The sequence below is a fragment of the Rhodovulum adriaticum genome (assembly GCF_004345735.1).
GTDB lineage: Bacteria > Pseudomonadota > Alphaproteobacteria > Rhodobacterales > Rhodobacteraceae > Rhodovulum > Rhodovulum adriaticum.
The window spans coordinates 70,836-85,117 of the sequence record NZ_SLXL01000001.1; the positions used below are offsets into that span (position 1 = coordinate 70,836).

14 protein-coding genes are annotated in these 14,282 nt (G+C 65.9%); 6 read left to right on the forward strand and 8 right to left on the reverse strand.

From position 1 onward, the window contains the following. Window positions 1-47 precede the first annotated feature (47 nt). On the forward strand, window positions 48-2,183 hold the full coding sequence (gene pnp / locus EV656_RS00355) for a polyribonucleotide nucleotidyltransferase (RefSeq protein WP_132598323.1): 2,136 nt from the start codon (window positions 48-50) through the stop codon (window positions 2,181-2,183). 76 nt (window positions 2,184-2,259) lie between these two features. Here the strand turns inward: pnp and EV656_RS00360 are convergent, their stop codons facing one another. The 5 genes from EV656_RS00360 to EV656_RS00380 all read right to left on the reverse strand — a co-directional run bounded on the left by EV656_RS00360 (window position 2,260) and on the right by EV656_RS00380 (window position 6,125). Continuing rightward, window positions 2,260-2,916 (reverse strand): peroxiredoxin, encoded by a 657-nt coding sequence (locus tag EV656_RS00360; protein WP_132598325.1) that lies wholly within the window; start codon window positions 2,914-2,916, stop codon window positions 2,260-2,262. A 217-nt stretch (window positions 2,917-3,133) separates the two neighbouring features. Next, window positions 3,134-3,781 (reverse strand): RluA family pseudouridine synthase, encoded by a 648-nt coding sequence (locus EV656_RS00365; RefSeq protein WP_132598327.1) that lies wholly within the window; start codon window positions 3,779-3,781, stop codon window positions 3,134-3,136. A gap of 27 nt (window positions 3,782-3,808) precedes the next feature. Beyond that, complete coding sequence (locus tag EV656_RS00370; protein WP_132598329.1) at window positions 3,809-4,420, reverse strand: LysE family translocator; 612 nt, start codon at window positions 4,418-4,420, stop codon at window positions 3,809-3,811. Next, entirely contained in the window at window positions 4,417-4,869 is a 453-nt protein-coding gene (locus EV656_RS00375; protein ID WP_132598331.1) for a GAF domain-containing protein, read from the reverse strand. The genes EV656_RS00370 and EV656_RS00375 overlap by 4 nt, the downstream gene beginning before the upstream one ends. Window positions 4,870-4,952: 83 nt before the next feature. Further along, window positions 4,953-6,125 carry an acetyl-CoA C-acyltransferase gene (locus tag EV656_RS00380; RefSeq protein ID WP_132598333.1) on the reverse strand — a complete coding sequence of 391 codons (1,173 nt, stop codon included), beginning with the start codon at window positions 6,123-6,125 and terminating at the stop codon, window positions 4,953-4,955. An 88-nt stretch (window positions 6,126-6,213) separates the two neighbouring features. On the opposite strand from EV656_RS00380, the gene EV656_RS00385 reads away from it, so the two are divergent. From EV656_RS00385 to EV656_RS00395, 3 genes are all read left to right on the forward strand, one after another. Further along, window positions 6,214-6,561, forward strand: a complete 348-nt coding sequence (locus EV656_RS00385; RefSeq protein ID WP_132598335.1) for an STAS domain-containing protein — start codon at window positions 6,214-6,216, stop codon at window positions 6,559-6,561. Beyond that, window positions 6,558-7,034, forward strand: a complete 477-nt coding sequence (locus EV656_RS00390; protein WP_132598337.1) for an ATP-binding protein — start codon at window positions 6,558-6,560, stop codon at window positions 7,032-7,034. Before EV656_RS00385 ends, EV656_RS00390 begins: the two co-directional genes overlap by 4 nt. Before the next feature lie 202 nt (window positions 7,035-7,236). Then, a complete protein-coding gene (locus EV656_RS00395) occupies window positions 7,237-8,817 on the forward strand; it encodes a gamma-glutamyltransferase family protein (protein WP_132598339.1) in 1,581 nt (526 codons plus the stop codon). A gap of 8 nt (window positions 8,818-8,825) precedes the next feature. On the opposite strand, the gene hspQ is transcribed toward EV656_RS00395, so the two are convergent. Beyond that, a complete protein-coding gene (gene hspQ, locus EV656_RS00400; RefSeq protein WP_132598341.1) occupies window positions 8,826-9,152 on the reverse strand; it encodes a heat shock protein HspQ in 327 nt (108 codons plus the stop codon). Between the two features lie 83 nt (window positions 9,153-9,235). Here hspQ and EV656_RS00405 point away from each other — a divergent pair, with 83 nt between their 5' ends. Continuing rightward, window positions 9,236-10,117, forward strand: coding sequence for an AEC family transporter (locus tag EV656_RS00405; protein ID WP_132598343.1), 882 nt, complete (start codon window positions 9,236-9,238; stop codon window positions 10,115-10,117). A 77-nt stretch (window positions 10,118-10,194) separates the two neighbouring features. Then, window positions 10,195-10,773 (forward strand): transglycosylase SLT domain-containing protein, encoded by a 579-nt coding sequence (locus tag EV656_RS00410; RefSeq protein WP_132598345.1) that lies wholly within the window; start codon window positions 10,195-10,197, stop codon window positions 10,771-10,773. Between the two features lie 3 nt (window positions 10,774-10,776). On the opposite strand, the gene EV656_RS00415 is transcribed toward EV656_RS00410, so the two are convergent. Both EV656_RS00415 and EV656_RS00420 read right to left on the reverse strand, forming a co-directional pair. Next, window positions 10,777-11,391 (reverse strand): LolA family protein, encoded by a 615-nt coding sequence (locus EV656_RS00415; RefSeq protein WP_132598347.1) that lies wholly within the window; start codon window positions 11,389-11,391, stop codon window positions 10,777-10,779. Between the two features lie 67 nt (window positions 11,392-11,458). Next, window positions 11,459-14,278, reverse strand: coding sequence for a DNA translocase FtsK (locus EV656_RS00420; RefSeq protein WP_132598349.1), 2,820 nt, complete (start codon window positions 14,276-14,278; stop codon window positions 11,459-11,461). Window positions 14,279-14,282 lie beyond the last annotated feature (4 nt).

Consider the following 14,282-nt stretch of genomic DNA (forward strand, 5'->3'; position numbering starts at 1 on the left):
AATGGGAGACCCGGAGGGCCGGGAGTGCTCCCTTACAGGATATACGTATGTTCAACGTTACGACGAAATCGATGCAGTGGGGGCAGGATACCCTCACCCTTGAAACGGGCAAGGTTGCCCGTCAGGCCGATGGCTCTGTCATCGCCACGCTGGGCGAAACCTCGGTCATGGCCAACGTGACCTTCGCCCGCGAACAGAAACCGGGGCAGGACTTCTTCCCGCTGACGGTCCATTACCAGGAAAAATACTATGCCGCGGGCAAGGTGCCCGGCGGCTTCTTCAAGCGCGAGGCGCGGCCGACCGAAAAGGAAACGCTGACCGCCCGCCTGATCGACCGTCCGATCCGCCCGCTGTTCGTCCCCGGCTTCAAGAACGAAGTGCTGGTGATGTGCACGGTGCTGTCGCACGATCTGGTCAACGACCCCGATATCGTGGCGATGATCGCCGCCAGCGCCGCGCTGACGATTTCCGGCGTGCCCTTCATGGGCCCGATCGCCGGGTGCCGCGTGGGCTATGTGGATGGCGAATATGTCCTGAACCCCGATGTCGAGGACATGCAGGACCTGCGCAACAAGCCCGAGCAGCGGCTGGACCTGGTCGTTGCGGGCACCCGCGACGCGGTGATGATGGTCGAGTCCGAGGCCTATGAACTGGCCGAGGCCGAAATGCTGGGCGCGGTGACCTTTGCGCATGAGCAGATCAAGCCGGTCTGCGACCTGATCGTCAGCCTGGCCGAAGAGGCGGCGAAGGAACCCTTCGACTTTACCCCCCCGGATTACTCGGCGCTCTACGAGGTCGTCAAAGGGCTGGGCGAAGACAAGATGCGCGCCGCCTACGCGATCACCGACAAGCAAGAGCGTGTCGCCGCCGTCGCCGCCGCCAAGGAAGAGATCAAGGCCGGCCTGTCCGAAGAACAGCTGGAAGATCCGAACCTCGGCTCTGCCATCAAGAAGCTGGAATCGACCGTGCTGCGCGGCGATGTGGTCAAGAACGGCCGCCGTATCGATGGCCGCGCGCTGGACCAAGTGCGCCCGATCACCTGCGAGGTGGGCCTGCTGCCCCGCACCCATGGTTCGGCGCTGTTCACCCGCGGCGAAACCCAAGGTCTGGTCGTGACCACGCTGGGCACCGGCGATGACGAACAGATCATCGACGCGCTGCACGGCAATTTCCGGTCCAACTTCCTGCTGCACTACAACTTCCCGCCCTACTCGGTCGGCGAGGTTGGCCGCGTTGGCAGCCCCGGCCGCCGCGAGATCGGCCATGGGAAACTGGCCTGGCGCGCGCTGCAGGCGGTTCTGCCGGCGCCCACCGATTTCCCCTACACGTTGCGCGTCGTGTCCGAGATCACGGAATCCAACGGCTCCTCGTCCATGGCGTCTGTCTGCGGCGGTTCGCTGTCGATGATGGATGCGGGCGTGCCGCTGAAGGCGCCGGTCGCGGGTGTGGCCATGGGCCTGGTTCTGGAAGAGGACGGTTCCTACGCCGTTCTGACCGACATCCTGGGCGACGAGGATCACCTCGGCGACATGGACTTCAAGGTTGCGGGCACCGAGAACGGCATCACCTCGCTGCAGATGGACATCAAGGTCGCGGGCATCACCCCCGAGATCATGGAACGTGCGCTGGCCCAGGCGAAAGAGGGCCGGATGCATATCCTGGGTGAGATGTCCAAGGCGCTGACCTCGGCCGGGGAATTCTCGGTCCACGCGCCGCGCATCGAAACCATGCAGATCCCGACCGACAAGATCCGCGAAGTGATCGGCTCGGGCGGCAAGGTCATCCGCGAGATCGTGGAAACCTCTGGCGCCAAGGTCGACATCAACGACGACGGCGTCATCAAGATCGCCAGCCCCAACGGCGAAGCCATCCAGAAGGCCTATGACATGATCTACTCGATCGTGGCAGAGCCGGAAGAAGGCAAGGTCTACAAGGGCAAGGTCGTGAAGATCGTCGATTTCGGCGCCTTCGTGAACTTCTTTGGCAAGCGTGACGGGCTGGTGCATGTCAGCCAGATCGAGAACCGCCGCCTGAACCACCCCTCGGACGTGCTGAAAGAGGGGCAAGAGGTCTGGGTGAAACTGCTGGGCTTTGACGACCGCGGCAAGGTGCGCCTGTCGATGAAGGTCGTGGACCAGGAGACCGGCGAAGAAGCCACGAAAGAGGAAAAGGCCGAGGAGTGATCCCCGGCCCTACCTTGGAAACGCGAACGGCCCCGGATTACTCCGGGGCCGTTTTGTTTTGGGTCCGTGCGCCCGATCAGGCAGCGGTGGTCTTGACCTTGCGCAGGTAGGGGAAGATCTCTTCGACCTCGCCGAACTGCGCCTTGGCATCCTCGGTCGAGATGTCCATGCGAACGATCATGTCATCGCCCGGGCGCCAGTCGGCGGGGGTGGCGACAGGGTTGGCCTTGTTGTTCTGGATCGCATCCAGCGCGCGCAGGATCTCGTCGAAGTTGCGGCCCACGGTCATCGGATAGATCAGCATCAGCTCGATCTTCTTGTCGGGGTTGATGATGAAGGTGGTGCGCACGGTCGCGGTCTGGCCATCGGCGGTGCCATCGGCGCTGTAGGCATCGGCGGGCAGCATGTCATACAGCTGGGCGACCTTGAACTTGTCGTCGGCGATGATCGGAAAGGCCATCTTGGTGCCGGCGTATTGCTCGACATCGGATTTCCATTTCAGGTGCTCTTCGACGGTGTCCATCGAGATGCCGATGACCTTGGTGTTGCGCTTGGCAAACTCGTCGGCCAGCTTGGCGGCGGCGGCGAATTCGGTGGTGCAGACGGGCGTGAAATCGGCCGGGTGCGAGAACAGGACCGCGTAGCTGTCGCCGATCCACTCGTGAAAATCGATCTGGCCTTCGGTGGTGTCGGCGGTGAAGTTCGGGGCGATGTCATTGATGCGCAGGGTCATGAATGCGTCCTTTGGTTGTGTTCAGGATCAGGGATGCGATTTAGATATATTCTAAACTTACCTTTTCCAACCCCCTATCCTGCGTTCACGAAAAATGTGAGGGAATATTCCGCAGCACGGGCCAGGCCCGCGCCGCGCTGCCCACCTGAACGGCCCCTTTGCCCATCTTTCAGGCAAAGGCCAAAGCCCGGATTTTACCTTGAAAAGCGTCGCCCGGTCAGAACGGACAGGGTGCACGAAAACTCATCCCCCGCCCGCCATCGGGGTGACGCAGGCGCAACTCTTCGGCATGCAGCATCAGGCGGGGGGCGTCGCGCGCCGGACCCTCGGCATAGAAGGGATCGCCCAGGATCGGGTGGCTAAGGGCCTGCATGTGTACGCGCAACTGGTGGCTGCGCCCCGTTTTCGGCATCAGGCGCACCCGCGTTGTGCCGTCTTCATACCGCTGGACGCGCCAATCGGTGATGGCCGGTTTGCCGTTTTCATGGTCCACCATCTGTTTCGGCCGGTTCGGCCAATCCACGATCAGCGGCAAGTCGACCGTGCCGGTCTTCGGCTCCAGCCGCCCCCAGACCCGCGCGACATAGGTCTTTTTCGTCTGGCGTTTCTCGAATTGCAGGCCCAGGTGGCGCTGCGCCGGCGGGGTCAGCGCAAAGACGATAACCCCCGAGGTATCGCGATCCAGCCGGTGCACCAGCAACGCCTGCGGAAAGGCCAGCTGCACCCGCGACAGCAGGCAATCGGCCAGATGCGCCCCCCGCCCCGGCACCGACAGCAGGCCAGATGGCTTGTTCACCACCAGCAATTCGTGATCCTCGTGAAGGACATCCAGCGGCGTGTCGGGCGGGCAGTATGCGTCGGTCATGGGCCGGGCGGTAGCCGGTTCCCCGCCTCAGGGCAAGGCCAACAGGCCCAGCAGCGCGCCATACAGGATGAAACACAGCGCCACCCCCTGCCGCAGCCGCACATGCATGATCGCCCCCAGGGCCAGCCGCCCCAGCCACGCGCCCAACGCGGTATAGCCAGTATAGGACAGCGTCGTCAGGCACAGCGCCGTGGGCACGATCACCCACATCTGCTGCCCGATCGGCACACCCGGTTCAACGAATTGCGAAAAGGCCGCCAGATAGCCCGCCACCGATTTTGCATTCACCGTGGCGATCAGAAAGGCCCGCCCATAGATCGACCCGCCCGAGGCCGCCCCCGGCGTCACGGCCACGGCGGCATTACGAAAGGTGCGCACCCCCAGCCAGACCAGCACCAGCGCGCCCGCCAGCTTGGCCCAGGCAAAGGCCGTGGGCGAGGCCGCGATCAGCGCCGTGATCCCAACGGCAGAAAGCGTCAGGAACAGCGCCGCCTGGGTCAGGATGCCCAGCACGCCCCACAGCGCCCGGCCCAGCCCGTGGGTCATTCCATTGGCGATGCAGTTCACCGCGTTCGGGCCAGGCGTCGTGACGAACAGAACCCAAAAGCCTGCAAAGATGGCCCAGGCGTGAAGGCTCATCTTGCAAAAGTCTGGGCCAAGAGCGCGGCCAGCCCGTCCGCATCGGCCCGGTCAAAGGCATCGGGCCGGTCGCTGTCGATATCCAGCACCCCCAGCAGCGCGCCGCCCGCGTCCCACACGGGCAGCACGATTTCCGACCTTGTAGAGGCCGCGCAGGCGATATGATCCGCGAAGGCATGGACATCAGCCACCAGTTGCACCTGCCCCGTCCGCGCCGCCGCCCCGCAGACACCGCGCGCAAACGGGATGACCAGGCAGCCGTGCCCGCCCTGGTATGGGCCGATCTTCAGCGTATCTTGGCCGACATTGCGGTAGAACCCGGTCCAGTCGAACCGTTCATCCGCGTGGTGCAGTTCGCACGCCATGGTGGCCATCAGGGCGATGGTGTCGGTTTCGCCCTCGATCAGGGCGGCCAATGTCCTGGCCATTTCGTCATAGTCGATGCGCATCGCATCCTCCTGCCCGGGATGGGGGCGCTGCCCCCGTCGCCCGTTCGGGCGACTCCCCCGGGTATTTGGCCCAAGAAGAAGGCTCAGACGCGTTCGATTGCGATCGCCGTGCCCTCGCCCCCGCCGATGCAGATGGCGGCGACGCCCCGTTTGAGGCCCCGTTTTTCCAGCGCGTTCAGCAGCGTGACCATGATCCGCGCCCCCGAGGCGCCAATCGGATGGCCCAGCGCGCAGGCGCCGCCGTTCACGTTCACCTTGTCGCGGGGCAGGTTCATTTCGTGCATGAAGGCCATGGGGACGACGGCGAAGGCCTCGTTCACCTCCCACAGGTCGACATCGTCCACGGACCAGCCGATCCCTTGCAGCAGCTTTTGCGCGGCCGAGACGGGGGCGGTAGTGAACCAGCCCGGGGCCTGGGCGTGGCTGGCGTGACCCAGGATGCGGGCGCGGACGGGCAGGTTACGGGCCTGTGCCGCCGCGCCCGTGGCCAGGATCAGCGCCGCGGCACCGTCCGAGATCGAGGAGGAGTTGGCCGCGGTCACGGTGCCGTCCTTGCGAAAGGCGGGCTTAAGCTGCGGGATTTTTTCGGGGCGCGCATTACCGGGCTGTTCGTCCTGGGCAACCACGGTTTCGCCCTTGCGGGAGGTGAGGGTGACGGGTGTGATTTCATCGGCGAAGGCGCCGGTTTCCTGCGCCCGCAGCGCGTTCGACAGCGAGTCCAGCGCGTAATCGTCCTGTGCCTCGCGCGTGAACTGGAAATGTTCGGCGCAATCCTCGGCGAAGGTGCCCATCAGGCGGCCCTTGTCATAGGCATCCTCCAGCCCGTCCAGGAACATGTGGTCGATCACCTGGCCGTGGCCGATCCGGGCGCCGCCGCGCATCTTGGGCAGCAGGTAGGGGGCGTTGGTCATGCTTTCCATGCCGCCCGCGCAAATCACCTGCGCACCGCCAAGGGCCAGTTGGTCATGGGCCAGCATCGCCGCCTTCATGCCCGAGCCGCACATCTTGTTCAGGGTCGTGGCGGGCACCTCTTGGCCCATGCCCGCGTTGAACCCCGCCTGCCGGGCGGGCGCCTGGCCCTGGCCCGCGGGCAAAACGCAGCCCATCAGCACCTCGTCCACGGTGTCAAGGCCCGCGCCCTGCATCGCCGCGCGGATGGCCGCGCCGCCCAGCGTGGGCGCATCGACATCCGAGAAGACGCCCTGAAACCCGCCCATGGGCGTGCGCGCCGCGCCGCAGATGACAACCTCTTGCATGGTATTCCTCCCCTTTGATCCGGGTCCAGCCTTACCGAATGGTAAGGATTGGCGTCTAGCCTGATCGCCACGCAAGAGGGAGATGGCAATGGAGTTGCTGAGTGAAATCCGCGCCGACGCGCTGCATGTCACCGTGGGCGAGGCCCGGATCGATTCCGCCGTGGCGATCCGGTTCAAGGAACGGATGCGCGAGGTTGCCATCGGCGGGCCGTCGCGCGTGGTGCTGGACCTGGGCCAGGTCACGTTCCTGGATTCCAGCGGGCTGGGCGCCGTGGTGGCGGTGATGAAACTGCTGGCGCCCGGGCAGCGGCTGGAACTGTGCTGCCTGACCCCGACCGTGGCCAAGGTGTTCCGGCTGACGCGGATGGACCGCGTGTTCACCATCCATGACGATGCGGGCGCGGCCTTTGCGGTGGCGTCGGATTGCCGGGAATGACCTGCATCGCGGACCCGGCGCGCCCCGGCCTGGCCTGCGAAACGGAAACCGGCAGTTCCCTGAAACTGGGATTTTGGGCGACTGGCACAGAGGTGCGCCTGGCCCTGCTTTGCATCCGCCGTCACTATGCAGCGGGGCTGGGCCCGGGGGAAACCCTGGACATCGCGGAAACCGTTCTGGCCGAGGTTCTGAACAACATCTGCGAACACGCCTATCCGGCCGCAGCCCCGGGCCGGATCGACCTGCGCCTTTTGTCGTGCTGCGGGCGGTTGGGGGCAGAGGTTCGCGACACCGGCCGCGCGATGCCCGGGAACAGGTTGCCCGCAGGCCAACTGCCACAGGCGGACCGGCCAGAGGGCGGGTTCGGCTGGTTCCTGATCCACGCGCTGGCGGACGGGCTGTCCTATCGACACTACGCGGGCACCAATATCCTGCGCCTGACAGTGCCCCTGCGCGATACAGAGGCGGCCTGAAACGCGGGCCGCGAAAATGCCCAATTTCACCCATCGCAAGGCCCAAATTACCGGCGATATTTAGAATGTAGCTGCATAAGGCTTCCCTCGGCGTCGCGTTAACAGCCCCCACCCAGTGCGTGGCGTCGAGGTCCTTTCCCCAAAAGCTTGGCATCGTGGCAGACCCGGCCTAAGGTCTGGCGACGTTCGAGGGAGGAAAGGCATGCGTGATTTCCAGCAACCGGGCCGATCGGCCGTCTTTGCCACCAATGGCATGTGCGCAACATCGCACCCGCTGGCCGCCAAGGTCGCCATCCAGATGCTGGAGGCCGGCGGCAATGCCGTGGATGCCGCGATTGCGGGCGCGGTGCTGCTGGGGATCTGCGAACCGCAGATGACGGGAATTGGCGGCGATTGCTTTGTCCTGCTGAAACCGGCGGGCGAGGATCGGATCGTCGCGCTGAACGGGTCGGGCCGCGCACCGGCCGGGCTGTCGGCCGCCACCCTGCGTGACCGGGGCCTGTCGGCGATGCCGACCGACACCGCCGACGCGGTCACGGTGCCCGGCGCAATTGACGCGTTTTGCCGTCTGTCCAAGGATTGGGGCCGCGCCGGGCTGAAGGCCAGCCTGGCCCCCGCGATCCACTATGCCGAAGCCGGGGTGCCCGTCGCGCCGCGCACCGCCTTTGACTGGGCGCGCGCGACCGATCACCTGCAAGGGGCGGCGCGGTCGTTCTATCTGCTGGACGGCCAGGCGCCGCGGCCCGGCCAGGTCTTTCGCGCGCCGCAACAGGCCGAGGTGCTGCGCCGCGTTGCGATGGACGGGCCGGCCGGCTTTTACGAGGGCGAGGTGGCAGAGGACATGGTCGCCAGCCTGCGGGCGTTGGGCGGCACCCACACGCTGGAGGATTTTGCCGCCACCGCCTGCGATTACACCGATCCCGTCAGCGGCCCCTACAAGCATGTCGAACTGTTCGAGCACCCGCCCAACGGGCAAGGTGCAACCGCGATCCTGATGGCCAATATCCTGAGCCATTTCGACCTGCCGTCGATGGACCCGCTGGGGGCCGACCGCGCCCATATCGAGGCCGAGGCCACCAAGCTGGCCTATGACGCGCGCAACCGCTTTATCGCCGATGCGGATCACACCACGCGGCTGGCGCACATGCTGGCCCCGGAAACAGCGGCGAACCTGGCCGCGCTGATCGACCCCAACCGGGCCATGGACAACCCCGCCGCCCTGTCCGAGGCGGTGCACCGCGAAACCATCTATATAACCGTGGTCGACCGCGACCGCATGGCCGTGTCGCTGATCTACTCGATCTTCCACAGCTTTGGCTCGGGGCTGGCCTCGGAAAAATTCGGCATCAATTTCCAGAACCGCGGCGCGGGCTTCAGCCTGCAAGAGGGCCACGCGAACGAGGCCGGCGGCGGCAAGCGCCCGATGCACACGATCATTCCCGCCATGCTGAAGCGCGAAGGCCGGGTCATCATGCCCTTCGGCGTGATGGGCGGCCCCTATCAGCCCAACGGCCATGCCCGCGTTCTGACCAATCTGGTGGATTACGGGATGCACCCGCAGGCGGCCCTGGACGCGCCGCGCAGCTTTGCCGATGCGGCGGGCCTGCTGGTGGAGCGGGGGTATACGGATGCGGTGCGCGCCGCGCTGGCGGACAAGGGGCACAAGGTGCTGGAACCCGACTCGGCCATCGGCGGGGCGCAGGCGATCCTGATCGACGAGGAAACCGGCGTTTTGCAGGGGGCCTCTGACCCGCGCAAAGACGGCTGCGCGCTAGGATACTAGCGCGCGGTTCAGTTCAACTGGAATTGCAGGTTGTAGTGATCGCCCTCGAACTCTCCGAACAGGTCGGGCAGGTCGGGGTGTTCGATCGGCTCGCCGGTATTGTCCGGCACCAGATTCTGTTCCGAAACGTAGGCCACATAGTAGCTTTGGTCGTTTTCGGCCAGAAGGTGATAGAAGGGCTGATCGCGTTCCGGGCGGTTTTCCTCGGGGATGGCGTCGTACCACTCTTCGCTGTTGGAAAACTCTGCATCCACATCGAACACAACACCGCGAAACGGATGTTTGCGGTGCCGGACCACCTGGCCCAGATGATATTTTGTGCGCGTTGTCTGCATGGCGTCAAACCCTTACACCGCAATTCTAAGCCACCCATGGGGTGCTGTCCATGCGGCACCGCCAACCTTCGGGGAAACAGATTGTGAACCTTGTCCTGACAGTGCTTGAGATTGTCGCCCCGGTCTTCTTGCTGGCGGGGGTCGGCTTTGCCTGGGTGAAGCTTGGCAATGAATACCGGGTCCAGTTCGTCACGCAACTGGCGATGACGCTGTCGGTGCCCTGCCTGATCTTTACCGCCCTGATGAAGACCGAGATCGAGCCGCAGGCGCTGACCGCGCTGTCGCTGGCCGCCGTCGCGGCCTATGCGGCGGTCACCGTGTTGTGCATGGCCGTCGTCGCGCTGGCGCGGCTGGACCGGCGGACCTACCTGGCGCCGGTCATCTTTGGAAACACGGGCAACATGGGGCTGCCCCTGGCGCTGTTCGCCTTTGGCGAGGCGGGGCTGGAGTATGCGGTGGTCGTGTTCGCGGTGATGGCGATCTATTCCTTTACCTTCGGGGTGTGGCTGGTGTCCGGGGGCGGATCGCTGGTCAAAGTGGTCCGCGAACCGTTAGTGGCGGCCACGGTGCTGGGGGGTATCTTCCTGTGGCAGGGCTGGCAAACGCCGCCCTTTTTGACCAACACGCTGGACCTGATCGGGCAGATGGCGATCCCCTTGATGCTGATCACGCTGGGGGTGGCCATCGCGCGGCTGCATCCGGGCCACCTGCCCCGCGCGGTCTGGCTGTCGGCGGTCAAGCTGGCGCTGTGCCTGGCCGCGGCGGTCGGCGTGGGGCTGTGGTTCGAATTGCCGCCTGTCCCCTTTGCGGTGCTGGTGCTGCAAATCTCGACCCCGGTGGCGGTCACGTCCTACCTGCTGGCGGAAAAATACGGCGCCGATGCCCAGGCGGTGGCCGGCCTTGTCGTGGTCTCGACGCTGATGTCGGTGCTGGCGCTTCCAGTCACTCTCGCATTTCTGATCTGAGGCCGGGGCGCTTTGCCGTTTTCCCACGGGGGTTTTTTTCGTATCCTCTCTGGAAAACAATGAATGGAGAGGGGCAGATGAGCAGGATCCTTCTCGTGGCTTTGTGTCTGGTACTGGCCGGTTGCGGCGCGCCGAAGGGGCCGCCGCGCAATCTGGACAATGCCTGTGCGCTGGCCGCGGAACGCCCGAAATACATGCGCGCCATGAAGCGCACCGAGCGGCGCTGGAATGTGCCTGTGCACGTGCAGATGGCCATGATCCACCAGGAAAGCAAATTCGACGGCCGCGCCCGAACCCCGCATCGCTATGCACTGGGGATCATCCCGATGGGGCGGCTAAGTTCGGCCTATGGCTATGCGCAGGCCATCGACGGCACCTGGGACGACTACAAGCGCGCCACCGGCAAGCGCCGGGCCAAGCGCACCGATATCGCCGACGCCACCGATTTCATGGGCTGGTACATGAACGAAACGCGGCGCCGGTTGAACATCCCGCTGGGGGACGCGCGCAACCAGTACCTGGCCTATCACGAGGGGCACGGCGGCTATGCCCGGGGCAGCTATCGGCGCAAGTCGTGGCTGCTGTCCGTCGCCGACCGGGTGGATCGCCGCGCCGACATGTACAAACAGCAACTCAAGAGCTGCCGCCGCTGGTAGCGCTCAGTCCTCGCCGGTGCGGCGTGCGGTTTCCTGCAGGATACTGAACAGCCGCGCCGGCAGATCGACGCCGGTCTCCGTTTCCCCCAGGATCACGGTCGTCGACTGGCCCGCGCCGTCGGTGATGATCCATTGCCGCAGTTCCACCGGGTCATCGGTAAAGACCAGCGCGATCGTTCCGTATTCGGGGTTTTCCGGGTCTTGCGCCACGACGCGGGTTGCGGTGTCGTCGCCATCGTGGCCGACCACCATGTTCGCCCGCGCGAAATCCACCCGTTCAGCCAGGATCACGCTCAGCGGTGTGCGCGCCAGGGGGTATTGTTCCGGCGGCTGGTTCGACTTGTCGTCGAAAATCGCCACCTGCCCGCCGCTGGCCAGCACCAGCGCCTTGTTCGGCGGATCATAGGCAAACCGCGCGCGGCCCGGCCGTTTCATCGCCAGCGTCCCGGTCGAGATCGTGCCATCGGCGTTGATCTGCGTGAACTGCGCCCGAACGGTGGCAAAGCTGTTGATATAGGCCGAGAGCCGCGAGAGCGGGATGATCTCGGCCAGGGCGGGCAGCGGGGCGGCGGCGCACAGCGCCGCGCCAAGGGCAAGGGCAAGGGCAAAGCGGTTCATGGCCACAATCTAGGGCCACGCGCGCCGCTTTGCACCTGCCAAACGCTCACATGCGCGGGAGGCGGGTTCAGCCCTGCTCGGGCACCAGGATTTCACGCTTGCCGACATGGTTGGCCGGGCTGACGACGCCCTCTTCCTCCATCTGCTCGACCAGGCGCGCGGCCTTGTTGTAGCCGATGGCCAGCTTGCGCTGGATGTAAGAGGTGGAACACTTGCGATCCTTCAGCACGATCGCCACGGCCTGATCGTACAGCGCATCCTCGGAATTGGTGTTGCCGCCCAGGCCCAACACCGCGTCGATGTCGCTTTCCTTGTCCTCGTCCGGCCCCTCGACCACGCCGCCGACGTAATCGGGCGGGCCATAGGCCTTGAGGAAGGTCACGATCTCCTCGACCTCTTCGTCGCTGACGAAGGGGCCGTGGATACGGCTGATCCGCCCGCCCCCGGCCATGTACAGCATGTCGCCCATGCCCAGCAGTTGTTCCGCCCCCTGTTCGCCAAGAATGGTTCGGCTGTCGATCTTGGAGGTGACCTGGAACGAAATCCGGGTGGGGAAGTTGGCCTTGATCGTGCCGGTGATGACATCGACCGAGGGCCGCTGGGTCGCCATGATCAGGTGAATGCCCGAGGCCCGCGCCATCTGCGCCAGGCGCTGGATGCAGGCCTCGATCTCCTTGCCGGCGACCATCATCAGGTCGGCCATCTCGTCCACGATCACGACGATATAGGGCAGGGGTTCGGGCTGGAATTCCTCTGTCTCGAACACGGGTTCGCCGGTTTCGTCGTCAAACCCCGTCTGTACCGTGCGCGAGAACAGCTCGCCCCGCGACAGGGCATCGTTGACCCGGCCGTTATAGCCCTCGATGTTGCGCACGCCCATGCGCGACATCTTGCGATAACGATCCTCCATCTCGGCCACGACCCATTTCAGGGCGACCACCGCCTTTTTCGGGTCGGTCACGACCGGGGACAGCAGATGCGGGATGCCGTCATAGACCGACAGTTCCAGCATCTTGGGGTCGATCATGATCAGCCGGCATTCCTCGGGCGACAGCTTGTAAAGCAGCGACAGGATCATTGTGTTGATCGCCACCGATTTACCCGACCCGGTGGTCCCCGCGATCAGCAGGTGGGGCATCTTGGCCAGGTTCGTCACCACGGGTTCGCCGCCGATATCCTTGCCCAGGGCCAGCGGCAGCCGCATCGCGCTGTCGCCAAACTGGCGCGCGGCCAGGATTTCGCGCAGCATCACCTTTTCGCGGTTGGCATTGGGCAGTTCGATGCCGATCACGCTGCGCCCCGGCACGGTGGACACACGCGCCGACAGCGCGGACATGGACCGAGCGATATCGTCGGCCAGGCCGATCACGCGGGACGCCTTCAGCCCCGGCGCGGGTTCCAGTTCGTACATGGTGACGACGGGGCCGGGGCGGACGCTGACGATTTCGCCCTTCACGCCGTAATCGTCCAGCACGTTTTCCAGCATCCGCGCGTTTTCCTCCAACGCCTCGTCGGACAGTTGGTGACGTTCCACCAGCGCGGGATTGGTCAGCAAGGACAGAGGCGGATATTCGTATTCCGGTTCGGCCGCACCATCGAATTGCAGCGCGGGCTGGGCCTCTTCCTGTGCGCGGCGCGACGGTTGCACGGATTTGCGCGGGGGATGCTGGACAACCTTGCGCGGCTCTGCCACCGGCACGCGGGCGGCAGGGGGCGCCACGGGCGCGATCTCTGGCTCTGCGTGGGGCACGGGCGCGTCAGGGGCGGCGGTCAGCGGCGGCTCCGCCACCGCGCCGGGCCCGGCGATCAGGGGCTCTGCACCGGCGTGGCGGCGCAGGGGCGGTTCGGCCCGGGGCTGGGGCGGGACGGTGGCGGCGCGGCCCTTGCGGGCGCGGCTCTTGATGACCTCGGCGATCCGCGCCTTGATCCGATCCTCGTCCTCGTCGCCCAGGTCTTCGATCTCGGGCAGGTCAGGCTCGACCAGCTCCGGCTCGGGCGGGCGGCGCATCAATCCCGGCACCCGCGCCAGCAGGCCCGCGCGCGGCGCGGCGGGTTCGTCCTGGGGCACCGGCGCGGCGGGCGCCTCGGCGGCCCTCAGCCGCGGGGCGCTGCGCAGGACGCGGGGCGGCTCGGTATGCGGTGCGGGTTCGGGGGCCGCGGCCCGCCTGGCACTGCGGTCCTGCAGGCGGGTGCGCATGGCCCCCGCCCCACGCAGTGCGCCGCCCAGGGCGCCCCGTGCCGACCGGCCGGCGATGCGGCGCAGCCCCTCATAGGTCAGGATGACCCCCACAAGCATCAGTCGCAAAAAGGCCCGCCCCTCTGCCCGGTCAAAGCCCAGGGCAAACAGCGACATGGCCAGCGCAGCAATCCAGACCATTCCGGCCAGCACCCGCAGGCCCACCACCGTATCGACCGGCGCGATGTTCAGCAGCGCGCCCAGCACGGTATCGCCGAACAGCCCCCCCATGCCGAACCCGTGGGTCCAGCTGGGCGGCGGCACATGGGTCGAGGCATAGACAGAGGCCAGCGCCACCGCGATCGGGGCAAACAGCACCCGCCCCAGCACCCGGCGTTCGCCCCAATGCCCGACAAAACGCACGCCCCAGGCCGCGGGAACCGCGACCAGACCCCAGGCGCCCCACCCCACCACGATGAACAGCGGCGCAGCGACCGAGGCGCCGAAATGGCCCAGCCAGTTTTCCGCCGGGGCATCCGTCGCCGCCAGCCAGCTGGGATCGTCGGGGACATAGGATCCCAGGATCATCGCCATCAGCGCGGCCAGCAACAGCAGGGCAAAGCCCAGCAATTCCATGCCGCGCCGTTCGATCGCCTCTTGCATGCCCGCATCCAGCAGCGGTTCGCGGTCCTTGGCCTGGTAAGATGCCATGATC